Consider the following 15,037-nt stretch of genomic DNA (forward strand, 5'->3'; position numbering starts at 1 on the left):
CCTGATGCGTCGGAACTTTAGCGAGATGATGGGGCGGAAGGTGTGTGCAGACAACCGTCCACCGTTCTGTACGCCAAACTGTATACACATCAGGCGTCGCGCTGTATGGCGGAAAACCCGGGGCGACCGACGTCCGGCAGGTCAGGCCCGCGTTGTCGTGCCGGGGACGACAATGCCCCGATGAAGGCACCCGCAGGCCCGTCCGGTGAAGTTGCTCGCCCAGTGAGCGGCGCATGGCACCGTGCATGGCTCATCTCCGGCATCGTGCTGGCGATGATCGTCCTGCTGCTTGCCACGGCCGTGGTCGCGCTGCGGCGGGCCTATCCGCCGGATCGCTTGGCTGCCCTGCTCTCCGAACAGGTGACGGCCGCGACGGGGCGCGCCTTTCGGATCGACGGCGACCTGTCGATCCATCTGCTGCCGACCATCGCGGTGAAGGCGAACGACATCGTGCTCGGCAATGCCGAGTGGGGCTCGCAGCCGGACATGATCCGGCTCCGGCGCGCGGCTTTCGAGGTGTCCCTTCGGGACCTGCTGGATGGGCAGATCCGCATTCTCAGCGTCGACATGGAAGAAGCGGACGTGCTGCTCGAATCTGACGGCGCCATGCGGTTCAACTGGCATCTGGCCCCGCGCCGGTCATCGGGCGGCAAGGCGGCAGAACGGGTCGCGCTGGAGGGGATCTCTGTCTCTGTTTCCAACGCACGCATCATCTATCGAGACGGCAACAAAGGCGTGCTGGGCACGGTCACCATCGACATGCTCGACGTCCATGCGCAGGGCGGGCAGACGAGTTTGAGCGCGACCTTCAAGCTCGGATCCCGGCCATGGAAGGCCGAAGGACAGATCGGGGCCATGGGTGAGTTGCAGGCGGGCAAGGGGGAATGGCCGTTCGATCTTCGTTTCACCACGGATGGCACGACTGTCTCGGCGGCAGGCAACATGGGGACGGGGCCGCGCGCGGGGCTTCTGGAGGCCAGGCTATCGGCTCGCCTGGACACCGCAGCTGCGCTTTCCGAGTTTTCCGCTGCCGCAGCCAACTTGCCGATGCCCGTCGAGGCCAGTGCGACGGTGCGGCGAGATGTCAGCGAATGGCGAGCAGAGTCGATGCAGTTGTCGATGGGCGGACAGATGCTGACCGGCCAGGTCAACTTCCACACCGGACCGTCATCGCGTCTGGATGCGGATCTGTCGGCGGCCTCCATCGATCTCGCCAAGTGGCACATAGGCAAGGCCGGGACCAGGACGCCGGCGGCGGCTTCCGCGCAGCGGGCGCAGTTCTTCGGCGACACGCCGCTGCCGTTCGATGCGTTGCCGCAATTCCCCATGCAGATTGCGCTGAAGGTGGCGCGCCTCGACATGCCCGGCACGCCGACGCTGTCGGCGCTCAACCTGCGGTGGGTGTCGGAAGCGGGGCGGGCGACGGTCGAGCCGCTGTCCTTTGCAGCTGCGGGCGGCGAGGTCCGGGGCCGGATAGACGTCGCGCTGCCAAAGAATGCGCCGCCGCGCACCGACCTGCTGGTGAACGCCAAGTCGCTCTCCGTCGAGTCGCTCGATGCGCAATGGGGCGGGGGCACGCACTTCAAGGGCGGTCGCGCGAATCTTGATCTGAAGCTGGCCATCACAGGACGCACGCCGCGAAGCCTTGCTGCCTCGTCGACCGGTGAGGTGCACTTGACGATGCGCGAGGTCTCCCTCACGGGCAAGGCAGCCGCGCTCGATCGCGACATCGTGGCGCGCCTGCTCGAAATGCTGGTGCCTAGACAGGGAGGGCGTCCGGATCTGATCGTGCAGTGCGCCGTCGCGCGCCTGCCCTTGCGCAATGGGGTTGCCGTGATCGACCGGTCGATCGCCATGGAGACGTCGCAGCTCGCCGTCACGGCCAGCGGCGAACTGAATCTGGCGAAGCAAACGATCGAGCTGGCGTTCCGGCCGAGGGTGAAGAAGGGACTGGATCTCAACCCGGCCAGCCTGGTTCAACTCATGCTGGTGAGGGGACCGCTGGAAAGGCCCGAGTTGAGCATCGACCCGAAGGGCACCGTGCGCCAGGCCGCTGACTATGGCGTGGCCGCGGCGACGGGCGGCCTGTCGCTGCTGGCGCCCGCCTTGCTGGGAGGGGGCGCCGAGGCCGGAGGGTGTGATTCGGCGGCCAAGGCGCCCGGCCCCGGTGCCAAGCCGAAGACGTCGACCGCGAGCCGGGGTCTGAAGCTGCCGCGGCCTTTCTCGGGCCTCAAGCAAGCAGCGCCTTGAGCCGGGTGGCCCGAGCGGCCGCGTTCAGTGCGAAAAAGCAAAGTAAGAAGAAAGTCCAGGAAATATCTTGTTACTTCGCTGCAGATTAGGCACAATGTATTACATGGAATCAGAGAATTTTTCCAAGCTGCAATGGTCCTCGTCGGGGCTGCTGGGGCTCCTGCGATCCACCCTGCAATCCGTCGACGAGGCCGCGGCGAAGCGGGAGGTCAGCGCGCCTCCCGAGCGTCTCAGCAACGCCCAGCTGTCCGAAGTAGCCAATGAGTGGCGCCACCGCGCTTCGGATGGCGACCAGGGTGCCGAGTCCGTGGCACAGGCGCTCGAACTCGTGGCGAGCCATCGTTCGCAGGAAAAGCAGAAGCGGATTCACGCCATGGGGCGTCGACTGTCCGAATTCATGGGCTTGAATTGAGCTGCCCGTTGACCGCCCGCGTCCGGCAGCGATTGGGCAGAATCCGCCGATCACGATTCCCTGAAAACTCTTCGACGCACATGAAGACTCAAATCGAAGCAATCCATGAAGGCTACGACGTCGACTTGTCAGGCCCCGGCCGGCCCATGGGTGCGCGCGGCAAGTATCCGGAGTTCGAAGTGATTCCATTGCTGACGGACATGGAGGCGGAACTGCTCAACACGCTGAGCCTCATCCGAAAGCTGCTCACCGAGGGAACACCGACCAAGGAGTCCCAGGAGGGCGTGGTGCTCGCGATCGACGGACTGCTTTCCGTCGCCCGTTCCTGAAGCGCCGACACTTCCTTCCAGGGAACAACCATGAACACCTATCCAACCGCCAGCCAGGCGACCGGTGTTGCCCGCACCCTCAGCAAAAGTGCAGCCTGCACCATCGTCGTGTACCAGGCGGGACCCGGCAAGTACGTGACCGCGCGGCCCACGGATTCGGTCCGTGGGCTCGTGATCGGCATCTACCGCAACGGCTACCTCATGCCGAGCGGCCAGCGCGCGGCCTGAGCCTCAGCCCATCAGGTCGCTCAGTGTTCGTGCGATGACCTTGGTCGCGCGCCGCAGGTCTTCCAGCACCACGCGTTCGTCGTTTCGCTTGGCGTGCGATTCCAGCACCGTGCGCGGCCCTGCGCCGTAGATCACGCCGGGGATGCCGGCCTCGCCGTAAAGGCGTACGTCGGTGTAGAGCGGCGTGCCCATGGCCTTGATGGGCTCGCCGAAGATCGCCTGGCCGTGCTTCTGGATCGCATCGACCAGGGGCTTGTTGCCGGGCAGCGGCTTCATCGAGTTGGCCAGCAGCATGCGTTTGATGTCGACCTTGATGCCAGGCATCTGCGCTGCCGCATCCGCGATGACCTTGCGGATGTTGGCTTCGACCTCGACCGGATTCTCTTCCGGGATCATGCGACGGTCGAGCTTGAAGACGACCTTGCCCGGGACCACGTTGGTGTTGGTCCCGCCTTCGATGCGCCCCACGTTGAGGTAGGGGTGCGTGATGCCCTCGACCTTGGACGTGACCTGCTGGTACAGCGCATTCTGCGCATAGAGCGCATTGAGGATGTGCACCGCGGCCTGCAGTGCATCGATGCCCGTGGTCGGTATGGCGGCGTGCGCCATCTTGCCGTTCACGGTGACTTCCATCTGCAGGCAGCCGTTGTGGGCCGTGACCACTTCGTAGCTGAAGCCCGCGGCGATCATCAGGTCGGGCTTGGTCAGGCCCTGCTTGAGCAGCCAGCCCGGGCCGAGGATCCCGCCGAATTCCTCGTCGTACGTGAAGTGCAGTTCGACGCTGCCCTGGGTGGGCTTGGCGACCGCTTCGAGCGCGCGCAGCGCAAAAGTGAAGCTCGCGAAGTCGCTCTTGCTGACCGCGGCCGCGCGGCCGTAGAGGCTGCCGTCGTCGATCTCGCCGCCGTAAGGGTCGTGCGACCAGCCCTCGCCGGGCGGCACCACGTCGCCATGCGCGTTGAGCGCCACGGTGCGGCCGCCGCTGCCGTACTTGCGGCGCACGATCAGGTTGGTGATGGATTCGAGGCCGTAGTCTTTCACTTCCTGTGCGGGCACGGAGTGCTTCTCGGCGTCGAAGCCGAAGGTGTGGAGCAGTTCGGCCGTGCGCTCCGCGTGCGGTGCGTTGTTGCCGGGCGGCGTGTCGGTGGGCACGCGCACCATTTCCTGCAGGAAACGCACCTCCTCGTCGAAGTGGGCGTCGATCCAGGCGTCGAGTTGCTTGTAGTCAGTCATATCAGTTGTTCCACGGTGGGCGGCCACGCGAAGTGGGGCAAGCCTGGGGCGAGATTCATTCCTTGAGGTTGTCGAGAAGCAGTTGGAAGGCTTGTACCGCCAGCTGCATGTCGTCGTTGGTGCTCGATTCGAGCGGGTTGTGGCTGATGCCTGAATTGATGCCGCGCACGAAGAGCATCGCCTGCGGCATGACTTCGTGCAGCTTCATCGCGTCGTGGCCGGCGCCGCTGGGCATGCGAAAGAGCGGCACGCCGAGCGTGTCGACGGCCTGCTCCCATCGCTTCTGCCAGTCGGGTGCGCTGGGCGCGGCGGCGGCGCGCATGGTTTCCTCCAGCGTGTGCCGGACGCCGCGTCGCTCGCAGATCTCCTTGAGTGCGTCGACCACATCGGTGGCCAGCGCATCGCGTTGCGCGTTGTTCGGCGCGCGCAGGTCCAGGCTGAACTTGCAGCGGCCCGGCACCACGTTGATCGAGCCGCTCGGCACTTCGAGCATGCCGACGGTGGCGACCGAGTCGCCATCCTTCGCTGCGCGCCGTTCGGCGAACAGGATCAGCTCAGCCACGGCCGCGGCGGCATCGCGGCGGCGGTTCATCGGAGTGGTGCCGGCGTGGCTCGCCATGCCGATCACTTCGCCCACGTAGCGAACGCTGCCGTTGATGGAAGTGACGATGCCGAGCGGGAGGTCCAGCTCGGTGAGCACCGGGCCCTGCTCGATGTGCACTTCGACGAAGCCGAGGTATTTCGAAGGATCGCGTTGCACCTTGGGGATGTCTTCGTCCTTGAGGCCCGCGTGTTGCCGCGCCTCGCGCATGGTGATGCCGTCGGCGTCCTTCTGGTCGAGCCACTTCGGGTCGAAGTGCCCGATCAGCGCACCCGATCCGAGGAAGGTGGCCTTGTAGCGCTGGCCTTCCTCTTCGGCAAAGCCCACGACTTCGAAGGCGAAGGGCAGGCGGCGGTTCTGCTGCTTGAGTTCGCGAACGCAGGCCATCGGCACGAAGATGCCAAGACGGCCGTCGTACTTGCCGCCGTTGCGCACGGTGTCGTAGTGCGAGCCCGTCAGCAGGGTCCTGGCGCCGGGCGTGGCACCTTCATAGCGGCCGACCACGTTGCCGACCGCATCGATGTGCACGGTGTCGAAGCCGGCCTCGCGCATGTCCTGCGCGATCTGCTGCGCGCAGGCACGGTGCGCGTCGGTGAGATAGGTCACGGTGAGCTGGCCCTTCTCGGCATAGCCCGGATCGGTGTGCACCGACAGCTTCTCCTGCCAGTCCCAAACTCGGTTGCCGAGCGTCGGCTCGGCGCCGAACTTGTCGTCGAGGCGAATTTCCGCGATGCGATGGATGTTGCGCAGTGCCTCGCCGAGCTCGAAGTCAGGGTGATGGTGTAGCCGGCGCTCGAAGGTGTCGATGATCTCGCGCTTGGCCAGTCCCGTGCCGCGCGGCCCGCGCACTGCGAGGATGAACGGAAAGCCGAACTTGGCGTTGTAGTCGGCGTTGAGCTGTTGGATCTTCGCGAATTCTTCGGGCGTGCAGTCGGTCAGGCCCGCCTTGCTCTGCTCGTGGGTCGATTCGGCGGTGAGGTTCTTGCTGACCATCGCCTTGCCTGCGAGTTCGGGGTGGGCGCGGATCAGGCCGAGCTGCTCGTCGGTCGATGCGCTGGTCACGACCTTGACCAAGGCGTGCTTCAGGTGCGGCAACGAGCGAAAAGGGCGTTCCGACAGCGCGCGCTTCGCGATCCACGGCGAGTGCTCGTATACGCCGTCGAGGAGTGCGACGGCTTCGTCGGCCGAGGCGGCATTGAGTTGGTCGATGGTCAGGGCCATGTCAGTCTCCGTTGTAGGGGTGCGTCGCCTTCCAGTGGCGCGCAATATCCAGCCGGCGGCAGACCCAGACGCGGTCGTGCGCGGCGATGTGATCGAGGAAGCGCTGCAAGGCGGTGATGCGACCCGGCCGGCCCAGCAGGCGGCAGTGCATGCCGATGCTCATCATCTTCGGCGCTTCGTCGCCTTCGGCGTAGAGCGCGTCGAAGGAGTCCTTCATGTACTGGAAGAAGGGATCCGCGTGCGAATAGCCCTGTGGCAGCGCGAAGCGCATGTCGTTGCAGTCCAGTGTGTATGGCACGATCAGCTGCGGCACGACGTCGCCGTCGGTCTTCCGAACCTTCATCCAGAAGGGCAGGTCGTCGCCGTAGTAGTCGCTGTCGTACTCGAAACCGCCGTAGTCGGCCACGAGCCTGCGCGTGCGCGGGCTGTCGCGGCCGGTGTACCAGCCGAGCGCTCGCTCGCCGGTGAGCTTCTCGATGGCCTCCATGCCGAGTCGCATGTGCTCGCGCTCGGTGGCTTCGTCGATGCCCTGGTAGTGGATCCAGCGCCAGCCGTGGCAGGCGATCTCGTGGCCCAGTTCCTTGAAGGCGACCGCGAGTTCGGGATAGCGCTCCAGCGCCATCCCGACGCCGAACACCGTGACCGGCAGATTGCGCTTCTCGAACTCGCGCAGGATGCGCCATACACCGGCGCGCGATCCGTATTCGTAGATCCCCTCCATGCTGATGTGCCTGTCGGGGAAGCTCGCGGGATTGAACATCTCCGAGAGGAACTGCTCCGAGCCGGCGTCGCCGTGCAGCACGCAGTTCTCGCCGCCTTCCTCGTAGTTCAGCACGAACTGCACGGCGATGCGCGCGCGTCCGGGCCATTGCGCATGCGGCGGATTGCGGCCGTAGCCGACCAGATCGCGCGGATAGGGCAGGGTGGTGTCGTAGGTGCTCATGGGCGGGTTCAGGCCAGTGCCAGTGAGATGTCGTGGGTCGGGACCTTGCGGTCGAAGGTGAGGTTGGCCTCGACATGCTCGAGGTGCTCGGTCATCAGGCGCACGGCGCGTTCCTCGTCCTTGGCGGCCAGCGCCTTCACGATGTCGGCGTGCTCGTCGTTCGAGTGCTCGGCGGCGCTGGCGCTCTGGTACATCAGCGTGATGAGGGCGCAGCGCGAGATCAGTTCGCCGAGGATCTGCGCCAGCACCGTGTTGCCCATCAGCTCGGCCATGCGCACGTGGAAATCGCCGAGCAGTTCGGTGCGGCCCGAGACGTCTTCGCCGGAAACGGCGGCTTTCTCGAGCGCGACGTGTTCCTTGAGCGCCTTGATCTTGGCCGGCGTCACGCTGCGCACGAAGGCGCGCGTCATCTCGGCCTCCAGCATGCGGCGCACCGCGAACACCTGCTTCGCTTCGTCAACCGCCGGTGCCGCAACGAAGGCGCCGCGGGCGGGCTCCAGGCGGATGAGCTTGTTCTGCGAAAGCTGGAAGAGGGCTTGCCGAACCAAGGTGCGCGACACGCCGAAGTGGTCCGCCAGCTTTTGCTCGGCCAGCTTGCTACCGGGTTGAAGCCGGTGCTCCACAATGGCCTTGGTGAGTGCGTCGACGATCGCGCGGGTGGTGGTCGAGTCCATGCTTTTCATGATAGACCCAAAGGCAAGAACTGTATACACTTTTGTCGACCGGAATTTCCCCAATGCACTGAAGGAGCACATCCATGGGCCTGAGCACCCACGTACTGGACACCATGCACGGTAGCCCCGCGGCTGGCATGGAGGTCGCGTTGTTCACCACCGACGGCACTGGCGAGGACGCGCGCGCCACGCTCGTGCGGCGCTTCACGCTGAATGCGGACGGGCGCAGCGATGGCCCGCTCTACGACAACAGCACGCTGAAAGCAGGGACCTACCGCCTGGTGTTCGATGTGGCGGGCTACTTCAAGGCGCGCGGCGTCAAACTCCCCGAGCCGAACTTCCTGAATCGCGTGGCGCTGGATTTCGGTGTGGCGCGTACCGACCAGCACTACCACGTGCCGCTGCTGGTGAGCCCATGGAGCTACTCGACCTATCGTGGATCATGAGATGTCGATTTCGTTGGAACGCCGCGGAACCGGCTTTGCCGGGCCGCTGGTGTTGCCCCCGGCAGGGGGGAGGCGTAGCGACACGAAGTGCGCGCAGCCTGGGGGCGAGCTAAAGCTAGAGCTGCCCTTCGCTGAGCGTATCGAGCTGGAAATGGCCGCCTTCATCCCACAGCCATGTGTCGGTCCACGTGACTTTGCCCAGTTGCGTGGCGACGGGGAAGGGCGCGGCGCTGAGCACCGTGCGTTCGATCTCGGCGATCACTTCGGGCGCGTGCGTCGGCGCCCTCATCCAGTGCATCGAGAGCACCTTGCCGCTGGTGTCGAGGTTGACCTGCAGCGTACCGACCGCATAGAGCAATGGCGGCAGCTTGCCGCTGTAGACGCGTTGCTTGTTGATGTCGTAGACGTGGCGCGCCGCGTCGCGCCGATAGTCGCGCGGGGTTGCCGCGCTGGATGCGCGAGGCTTGGGCCGGCTGCCGTCGCTCGGGTCGGGCGTGGCGTTGCTGAGTTGGCCGGGGACGGTTCCGGTACGGGATGTCGGGCTGGTGCCGCAACCGGCGAGCCACAGGCTCGAAAGAAGGGCAGCCGCCAGTGCGAGGCGGCGCGTCGTGGACTGAAAATTCATCGGCGCGGTTATACCGTGCCCGCGGCGCGATCGCGCAACCGGAGGTTTCGGGCATGACCGGCGCCGTCGACGAACTGCTCGCGCGTCTGCAGCGTGAGAACGGCGTGCTCGTGCGCGTCGAATCGACCCAGGGCTCCGCACCGCGCGAGGCCGGCACGTGGATGGCCGTCTGGGGCGATGGCCTCACTGCCACGATCGGCGGCGGCCAACTCGAATTCCAGGCGACCGATGAAGCGCGCGTCTGGCTCGCGGGCGGGCCGGCCATCGAAGGCGTTCGGCGCTATCCGCTCGGCCCCAGCCTCGGGCAGTGCTGCGGCGGCGTGGTGTTCCTGTCGTATCGGCGAATCTCCGCGTCGAACGCTAAGGCGCTTCAGACCGAACTGCTCGCGCACCTGGAGCCGGTCGCGCTCTTCGGCGGCGGGCACGTCGGCGCGGCGCTCGCGCGGCTGCTGTCGACGCTGCCCTTTACCGTGCGCTGGATCGACAGCCGAGACGGCGTGTTTCCCGACGCGCTGCCCGCGCAGATCGAAACCGAGCATTCCGAGCCCGTGCAGCAAGCGGTCGCGCAACTCGCGCCCGGCTCGCGCGTGCTGATCATGAGCTTCAGCCATGCGGAAGACCTCGACATCGTGATCGCCTGCCTCAAGCGGCTGCGCGATCGCGACGATCTGCCCTACGTCGGGCTGATCGGCAGCAAGACGAAGTGGGCGACCTTCCGCCATCGCCTGGAGGCGCGCGGTTTCACGGCCGCCGAGATGGACCGCGTGACCTGTCCGATCGGCGTGCCAGGCATCACCGGCAAGGAGCCCGAGGTGATCGCGGTGGCCGTGGCGGCACAGTTGTTGCAATCGCTTCCATCCGCGTGAAGGTGATCAGGGTTTTCCAGCACACCGAGTGACGCAAAACCCGAGAAAGACCCTGCAAAAGTGTATACACTTCAGTCCACAAGCCGCAGCGGAGCGAGGCCCATTCCATGGCCTGCGTTCGCGGCACTATCTCTGCTTACAGCGCCCGCAGTGGTGAGCAGGCCGGAACTCCACGGCGCCCCCACGCGCCGACAAGGTTGAGCGTCAATGGAAAGCTACTACCTCGACTGGGCCAATCTGCTGCTGCGCTGGGTCCACGTCATCACTGCCATCGCATGGATCGGCGCCTCCTTCTACTTCGTGATGCTGGACAACAGCCTCGAGAAGCCGCAGGACCAGGAATCCCTGGACAAGGGTGTCGGCGGCGAGCAATGGGCGGTGCACGGCGGCGGCTTCTACAACATGCAGAAGTACGCGCTGGCGCCGAAGAAGCTGCCGGACCACCTGCACTGGTCGTACTGGGAGAGCTATTCCACCTGGATCACGGGTTTCGCGCTCTTCACGATGTCGTACCTGTGGAACGCGAGCACCTACCTGATTGACAAGTCCAAGATGGACTGGCAGCCCGGCGCCGCCATCGGCGTGGCGCTGGCTTTCTTCGTCGTGTTCTGGATGGTCTACGACGGCATCTGCCAGGTCTTCGGGCGGCGCAAGAACGGCGACACCATCGTGGGCGTGCTGGTGGCGGTCTTCATCGCCTTCGCGGCCTGGCTCGCATGCCAGTGGTTCGCCGGCCGCGCGGCCTTCCTGCTGGTGGGCGCGATGATGGCGACGACCATGAGCGGCAATGTCTTCTTCTGGATCATTCCCGGCCAACGCAAGAACGTGGCGGCACTGCGCGAAGGCCGGCCGGTCGATCCGATCCACGGCCAGCGCGGCAAGCAGCGCAGCGTGCACAACACCTATTTCACGCTGCCGGTGCTGTTCACGATGCTGAGCAATCACTACAGCTTCACCTACACGCACAAGTACAACTGGATCGTGCTGCTGCTCATCATGCTCGGCGGCGCGGCGATCCGGCAGTTCTTCGTGGTGCGCCATCGCTTCAAGCTCGGCAATGTGCGCAATCCGATTCCCTATGCGCTTTTCGGCATGGCCGTGCTTGGCCTGACCATCATCTGGATGAAGCCGGAGCCGGTCGCGGCGCCTGCCGCTGGTGCGGCGCCGCAAAAGGTATCGTTCGGCGAAGTGCAGAAGGTGCTGGAGCAACGCTGCTACATGTGCCACGGCGCGCAAGTGCAGATGAAGAACGTGCGGCTGGATACGCCGGAGCAGGTCACTGCACATGCGCAGAGCGTGTATCAGCAAGCCGTGGTCACGAAGATCATGCCGATGAACAATTCGACCGGCATGACGGATGCAGAGCGCGCGCTGATCAGCAAATGGTTCCAGGGCGGCGCGAGTACCAAGTAGTCCCGTCGCGGGTGGGCGGGGCGGTAGGGAGACAATAGTTGGAGACCTAGGCAGAACATGACCTCATCGAACCCGCAGCAAATCCCAGACCCGCGCGGCGCGCCACGCGAGTTCCTCGAACACATCTACCGCGTTGCCGTCGAGCGTGCATTGCCCTTGGCAAGCATGGGCCCCTGCCTTCCCAGGCCGCCCAGAGGCCGGACGCTGGTCCTCGGCGCGGGCAAGGCCGGCGGGTCGATGGTGCAGGCACTGGAGGCGCTGTGGCCCGCCGATGCAGAGCTTTCGGGGCTCGTGGTGACGCGCTACGGACACGTTCCGCCGCGGCCCGAAGGTCTCGCGCAGCGCATCGAAGTTGTCGAGGCCGCGCATCCCGTGCCTGACGAAGCGGGAATGAAAGCCGCCGAGCGCATCCTCGCGCTCACGAAGGGACTCACGGCCGACGACCTCGTGCTGTGCCTGATCTCCGGCGGCGGCTCGGCCCTGCTCACGTTGCCGGCCGAGGGCTTGACGCTGGCCGACAAGCAGCGCATCAACAAGCAACTGCTCGAATCGGGCGCGCACATCGGCGAGATGAACTGTGTGCGCAAGCATCTCTCGCGCATCAAAGGCGGGCGTCTCGCGGCCGCGTGTGCGCCGGCGCAGGTGGTGACGCTGACCATCAGCGACGTGCCGGGCGACGATCCCGCCGTGATCGCGAGCGGACCCACCGTCCCCGACGCCACGACCTGCGCCGATGCGCTCGCCATCCTCGATCGCTACCGCATCGAGGTGCCTCCGTCCGTGCGGGCGCAACTCGAAAGCGGTGCGCTCGAAACGCCCAAGCCTTCCGATCCGGTTTTCACGGGCCATGCCACGCACCTGATCGCCACGCCCCAGCAGTCGCTGGAAGCGGCTGCCGCGGCGGCGCGTGCGGCCGGCATCGAGGCTCACATCCTCAGCGATGAGATGGAAGGGGAATCGAGGGAAGTCGGCAAGGTTCACGGTGCGCTGGCGCGTTCGGTGTCCTTGCGCGGCGCGCCGTTCGCCAGGCCTTGCGTGATCCTGTCGGGCGGCGAAACGACCGTCACCATCCGTCCACGTCAGCCCGGACAGGCCAAGGGCCGGGGCGGACGAGCGGGCGAGTTCTGCCTCGGGCTTGCGGGCGCGCTGGCGGCGCGAGAGGACGTCTGGGCTCTCGCGGCCGACACCGACGGCATCGACGGCGTCGAGGACAACGCCGGTGCCTTCGTCGCGCCGGACACCCTGCGCCGCGCCGAGGCCGCCGGCTGCAAGCTGGCCGATCACCTCGATCGCAACGATGCGTACGGCTACTTCGATGCCATCGGCGATCTGCTGGTCACCGGGCCGACACATACCAACGTCAATGACTTCCGCGCGTTGTTGATTCTTTAGTTCGGGTTTGCGGTTCAGGCGGTCAGCAGGCATGCTCGGTGCCTGACAAGACCCACAACGCCGAATTCATGAATCAACCGATCGACCTGTATCTCGGCCTGCTCCCGTCGCAGAACTGGACCGCCGAGATCGGTCTGAGGATTCGCCGGCACTTGTTCCTGAAGGTGGTTGGCACCACCGCATTCACCTGGCTCTTCTTCATCGCCTATTTCCACTTGCTGCGCGAGCCGGTCTTCCCGACGACGGTGATGCCGTTGACCGCGCTCGATCGTGTGGTTCCGTTCCAGCCTCAGGCGCTGATCGCGTACTTCTCCCTGTGGGTGTATGTGGGCGTCGCGCCGGGGCTGCAACTGACCTTCAAGGAACTGGTCGTCTACGGCTTGTGGGTCGGCGCGCTCTGCCTGACCGGGCTCGGCTTCTTCTACCTGTGGCCGACCCAGATCCCGCCCATGCCCACGGAGGCGACCGACTTTCCGGGCTTCGCGATCCTGCAGGGCGTGGATGCGGCCGGCAATGCGTGCCCGTCGATGCACGTGGCCGTTGCGATATTCACGGCAATCTGGGTGGAGCACATCCTGCGCGGGGCCCGCGCGCCGGTGCTGCTTCGCCTCGTCAATGGCCTCTGGTTCGCCGCCATCGTCTACTCGACGCTGGCGGTCAAGCAGCACGTGGTGCTCGACGCGCTGGCCGGCGCGGTACTCGGCATCGCCTTCGCCATCCCGTCCCTGCGCTGGCGACCCGGGAGGGCATCACGCCCGCTGGGGCCGAGCGGATATCATGGAACGTCACTGCCCGCGGGCCGATTCGACGGCCGTCCCAGGAGGGGTTGATCTGCTGGCAGGCCATACCAACATCACCATCGACGCGGATCGGTCGGTGGCCAGAACGACACCGGATACCCGCACCATGAGTTCGCTGAAGGAATTGCAGGACCTGATCCACGAGAAGTACGGCATCGAAGCCTCGGAGCTCGACCCTCAGGCCTCCATGCGCGAAAAAGGATTCGACTCGCTGGCGCTGGCCGAGTTCGTGTTCGCGATCGAGGACCGCTTCGCCATCACGGTCCCTGACGACGACCCGAACATCGACACGCTGGCCCAACTGGCCGCCGTGGTCGACAAGGTCAGGGCGGCGCAAACAACGTGAGCCGGGTCGCCGTCACCGGACTGGGCGTGATGGCACCGCACGGCGACGAACCCCGTTTGCTGTTCGAGGCCCTCCTGCGCGGGGAATCGGCGCTCGGGCCGATCTTTCCCGAGTTGCCCAGGCCGGCCGCGGCAGCGACGGTGGCCTTCGACGAATCACGCTGGTTCACCAAGCTGCAGCTCGCAGGCGTCGATCGAGTCAGCCAGCTTGCGGTGGCCGCTGCCGACCTCGCGATGCGCGATGCCGGCATCCACGGCGACTTCGATCCGGAGCGCATCGGTGTCTACGCCGGATGTGGCATGGGCGGCGCGGCGGCGCTCGATGCGGCCTACCGCGGCGGTGGACGCGTCCCGCCGCTGACCATTCCCGCCTTCATGCCCAATGCGCCGGCCTCGCACGTGGCGATGCGCCAGGGCGCCCAGGGTCCCGTGCTCACCTACTCGGTGGCCTGCGCCTCGTCGGCCATCGCGATCGCCGAGGCCGCCAAGGCGGTGCAGCGCGGCGAGGTCGACGTAGCCATCGCGGGCGGCAGCGAGGCCCTCATCGTTCCAGGCGTCGTGCTCGCGTGGCAGGCCATGCAGACGCTCGCCAGCTTTGCGCCCGGCGAAGAGGCGACGTCGGTCCGTCCGTTCGCGAGCGATCGCAATGGTTTCGCGCTCGGTGAGGGCGCCGCGTTCCTCGTTCTCGAATCGGCCGATCGAGCCCGCCGGCGCGGCGCACGGATCTACGCCACCCTCGATGGCTGGGGGCAAAGCTGCGACGCCACTCACCTGACCAAGCCCGATGCGCACGGCCAGGCACGTGCGCTGCGCCAGGCCCTGCGCCAAGCCGGTCTTCAGCCCCGGGACGTGGGCTATTGCAACGCCCATGGCACCGCCACACGCATCGGCGACATGGTCGAGCGCGATGCACTCGCGCAAGTGTGGGGAGATGAACTCGAGCACCTGAGGGTCAGTTCCACCAAGGCGTTGCACGGCCACCTGCTGGGCGCCGGCGGTGCACTCGAAGCGGTGATCACGGTGCTCGCGCTGCATCGCCGGGAGTTGCCTCCCAACGGACATCGCGGCGAAGTGGACCCGGCTTGCAGCCTCAATCTGGTTCCGGAATCCGGCGCCGCCGCACCCGGACTCGAAGCCGCGATCAGTAGCTCGTTCGCCTTCGGCGGAACGAACGCCGTACTGTTGTTCGGCCGCGCCTGAGCACCGCTAAACTGACTTCGACGTTGCAGATCGCTCGTCAGCCAACTTTCATCAACAGCCTC

Annotated in this window: 16 protein-coding genes; 11 read left to right on the forward strand and 5 right to left on the reverse strand. The window is 66.0% G+C overall.

All coding sequences use genetic code 11. The features are described 5' to 3' along the window. Positions 1-180 precede the first annotated feature (180 nt). The 4 genes from QTI04_RS29575 to QTI04_RS29590 all read left to right on the forward strand — a co-directional run bounded on the left by QTI04_RS29575 (position 181) and on the right by QTI04_RS29590 (position 3,219). A complete protein-coding gene (locus tag QTI04_RS29575) occupies positions 181-2,250 on the forward strand; it encodes an AsmA family protein (protein ID WP_286618793.1) in 2,070 nt (689 codons plus the stop codon). Between the two features lie 103 nt (positions 2,251-2,353). Continuing rightward, the gene (locus tag QTI04_RS29580) at positions 2,354-2,662 is read left to right on the forward strand and encodes a hypothetical protein (protein WP_286618795.1); all 309 of its coding nucleotides are present in this window, start codon (positions 2,354-2,356) and stop codon (positions 2,660-2,662) included. An 80-nt stretch (positions 2,663-2,742) separates the two neighbouring features. Beyond that, positions 2,743-2,991, forward strand: a complete 249-nt coding sequence (locus QTI04_RS29585; RefSeq protein WP_286603773.1) for a hypothetical protein — start codon at positions 2,743-2,745, stop codon at positions 2,989-2,991. A gap of 30 nt (positions 2,992-3,021) precedes the next feature. Further along, entirely contained in the window at positions 3,022-3,219 is a 198-nt protein-coding gene (locus tag QTI04_RS29590) for a hypothetical protein (RefSeq protein ID WP_286603772.1), read from the forward strand. A 3-nt stretch (positions 3,220-3,222) separates the two neighbouring features. Here the strand turns inward: QTI04_RS29590 and QTI04_RS29595 are convergent, their stop codons facing one another. The 4 genes from QTI04_RS29595 to QTI04_RS29610 are packed head-to-tail and all read right to left on the reverse strand — an operon-like array spanning position 3,223 to position 7,897. Next, entirely contained in the window at positions 3,223-4,449 is a 1,227-nt protein-coding gene (locus QTI04_RS29595) for an ArgE/DapE family deacylase (RefSeq protein WP_286603770.1), read from the reverse strand. Between the two features lie 55 nt (positions 4,450-4,504). Further along, the gene (gene uraD / locus QTI04_RS29600) at positions 4,505-6,271 is read right to left on the reverse strand and encodes a 2-oxo-4-hydroxy-4-carboxy-5-ureidoimidazoline decarboxylase (RefSeq protein WP_286603769.1); all 1,767 of its coding nucleotides are present in this window, start codon (positions 6,269-6,271) and stop codon (positions 4,505-4,507) included. Position 6,272: 1 nt separating this feature from the next. Beyond that, a complete protein-coding gene (gene puuE / locus QTI04_RS29605; RefSeq protein WP_286618796.1) occupies positions 6,273-7,214 on the reverse strand; it encodes an allantoinase PuuE in 942 nt (313 codons plus the stop codon). Positions 7,215-7,222: 8 nt separating this feature from the next. Then, the gene (locus QTI04_RS29610; RefSeq protein WP_286603767.1) at positions 7,223-7,897 is read right to left on the reverse strand and encodes a GntR family transcriptional regulator; all 675 of its coding nucleotides are present in this window, start codon (positions 7,895-7,897) and stop codon (positions 7,223-7,225) included. Between the two features lie 74 nt (positions 7,898-7,971). Here QTI04_RS29610 and uraH point away from each other — a divergent pair, with 74 nt between their 5' ends. Further along, positions 7,972-8,334: a hydroxyisourate hydrolase gene (gene uraH / locus QTI04_RS29615; RefSeq protein WP_286603766.1), complete on the forward strand. Its 363-nt coding sequence runs from the start codon at positions 7,972-7,974 to the stop codon at positions 8,332-8,334. A 115-nt stretch (positions 8,335-8,449) separates the two neighbouring features. On the opposite strand, the gene QTI04_RS29620 is transcribed toward uraH, so the two are convergent. After that, positions 8,450-8,959 (reverse strand): hypothetical protein, encoded by a 510-nt coding sequence (locus QTI04_RS29620; RefSeq protein ID WP_286618797.1) that lies wholly within the window; start codon positions 8,957-8,959, stop codon positions 8,450-8,452. Positions 8,960-9,012: 53 nt separating this feature from the next. On the opposite strand from QTI04_RS29620, the gene xdhC reads away from it, so the two are divergent. The 6 genes from xdhC to QTI04_RS29650 all read left to right on the forward strand — a co-directional run bounded on the left by xdhC (position 9,013) and on the right by QTI04_RS29650 (position 14,975). Beyond that, complete coding sequence (gene xdhC, locus QTI04_RS29625; RefSeq protein ID WP_286618798.1) at positions 9,013-9,825, forward strand: xanthine dehydrogenase accessory protein XdhC; 813 nt, start codon at positions 9,013-9,015, stop codon at positions 9,823-9,825. 207 nt (positions 9,826-10,032) lie between these two features. Continuing rightward, a complete protein-coding gene (locus tag QTI04_RS29630; RefSeq protein ID WP_286618799.1) occupies positions 10,033-11,238 on the forward strand; it encodes a urate hydroxylase PuuD in 1,206 nt (401 codons plus the stop codon). Positions 11,239-11,295: 57 nt separating this feature from the next. Continuing rightward, complete coding sequence (locus QTI04_RS29635) at positions 11,296-12,630, forward strand: glycerate kinase (protein ID WP_286618800.1); 1,335 nt, start codon at positions 11,296-11,298, stop codon at positions 12,628-12,630. A gap of 68 nt (positions 12,631-12,698) precedes the next feature. After that, positions 12,699-13,460 (forward strand): phosphatase PAP2 family protein, encoded by a 762-nt coding sequence (locus QTI04_RS29640; RefSeq protein ID WP_286618801.1) that lies wholly within the window; start codon positions 12,699-12,701, stop codon positions 13,458-13,460. Positions 13,461-13,536: 76 nt separating this feature from the next. Continuing rightward, positions 13,537-13,776 carry an acyl carrier protein gene (locus tag QTI04_RS29645; RefSeq protein ID WP_286603759.1) on the forward strand — a complete coding sequence of 80 codons (240 nt, stop codon included), beginning with the start codon at positions 13,537-13,539 and terminating at the stop codon, positions 13,774-13,776. Then, positions 13,773-14,975: a beta-ketoacyl synthase gene (locus QTI04_RS29650; protein ID WP_286618802.1), complete on the forward strand. Its 1,203-nt coding sequence runs from the start codon at positions 13,773-13,775 to the stop codon at positions 14,973-14,975. The genes QTI04_RS29645 and QTI04_RS29650 overlap by 4 nt, the downstream gene beginning before the upstream one ends. Positions 14,976-15,037 lie beyond the last annotated feature (62 nt).

This window comes from Variovorax sp. J22R115 (genome assembly GCF_030317005.1).
Lineage (GTDB): Bacteria > Pseudomonadota > Gammaproteobacteria > Burkholderiales > Burkholderiaceae_C > Variovorax.

What these genes read in the sequence shown, in the direction of transcription:
- QTI04_RS29575 (WP_286618793.1), top strand. Translation starts at nt 181, where the DNA reads ATGAAGGCACCCGCAGGCCCGTCCGGTGAAGTTGCTCGCCCAGTGAGC.
- QTI04_RS29580 (WP_286618795.1), top strand. Translation starts at nt 2,354, where the DNA reads ATGGAATCAGAGAATTTTTCCAAGCTGCAATGGTCCTCGTCGGGGCTG.
- QTI04_RS29585 (WP_286603773.1), top strand. Translation starts at nt 2,743, where the DNA reads ATGAAGACTCAAATCGAAGCAATCCATGAAGGCTACGACGTCGACTTG.
- QTI04_RS29590 (WP_286603772.1), top strand. Translation starts at nt 3,022, where the DNA reads ATGAACACCTATCCAACCGCCAGCCAGGCGACCGGTGTTGCCCGCACC.
- QTI04_RS29595 (WP_286603770.1), bottom strand. Translation starts at nt 4,449, where the DNA reads ATGACTGACTACAAGCAACTCGACGCCTGGATCGACGCCCACTTCGAC.
- uraD (WP_286603769.1), bottom strand. Translation starts at nt 6,271, where the DNA reads ATGGCCCTGACCATCGACCAACTCAATGCCGCCTCGGCCGACGAAGCC.
- puuE (WP_286618796.1), bottom strand. Translation starts at nt 7,214, where the DNA reads ATGAGCACCTACGACACCACCCTGCCCTATCCGCGCGATCTGGTCGGC.
- QTI04_RS29610 (WP_286603767.1), bottom strand. Translation starts at nt 7,897, where the DNA reads ATGAAAAGCATGGACTCGACCACCACCCGCGCGATCGTCGACGCACTC.
- uraH (WP_286603766.1), top strand. Translation starts at nt 7,972, where the DNA reads ATGGGCCTGAGCACCCACGTACTGGACACCATGCACGGTAGCCCCGCG.
- QTI04_RS29620 (WP_286618797.1), bottom strand. Translation starts at nt 8,959, where the DNA reads ATGAATTTTCAGTCCACGACGCGCCGCCTCGCACTGGCGGCTGCCCTT.
- xdhC (WP_286618798.1), top strand. Translation starts at nt 9,013, where the DNA reads ATGACCGGCGCCGTCGACGAACTGCTCGCGCGTCTGCAGCGTGAGAAC.
- QTI04_RS29630 (WP_286618799.1), top strand. Translation starts at nt 10,033, where the DNA reads ATGGAAAGCTACTACCTCGACTGGGCCAATCTGCTGCTGCGCTGGGTC.
- QTI04_RS29635 (WP_286618800.1), top strand. Translation starts at nt 11,296, where the DNA reads ATGACCTCATCGAACCCGCAGCAAATCCCAGACCCGCGCGGCGCGCCA.
- QTI04_RS29640 (WP_286618801.1), top strand. Translation starts at nt 12,699, where the DNA reads ATGAATCAACCGATCGACCTGTATCTCGGCCTGCTCCCGTCGCAGAAC.
- QTI04_RS29645 (WP_286603759.1), top strand. Translation starts at nt 13,537, where the DNA reads ATGAGTTCGCTGAAGGAATTGCAGGACCTGATCCACGAGAAGTACGGC.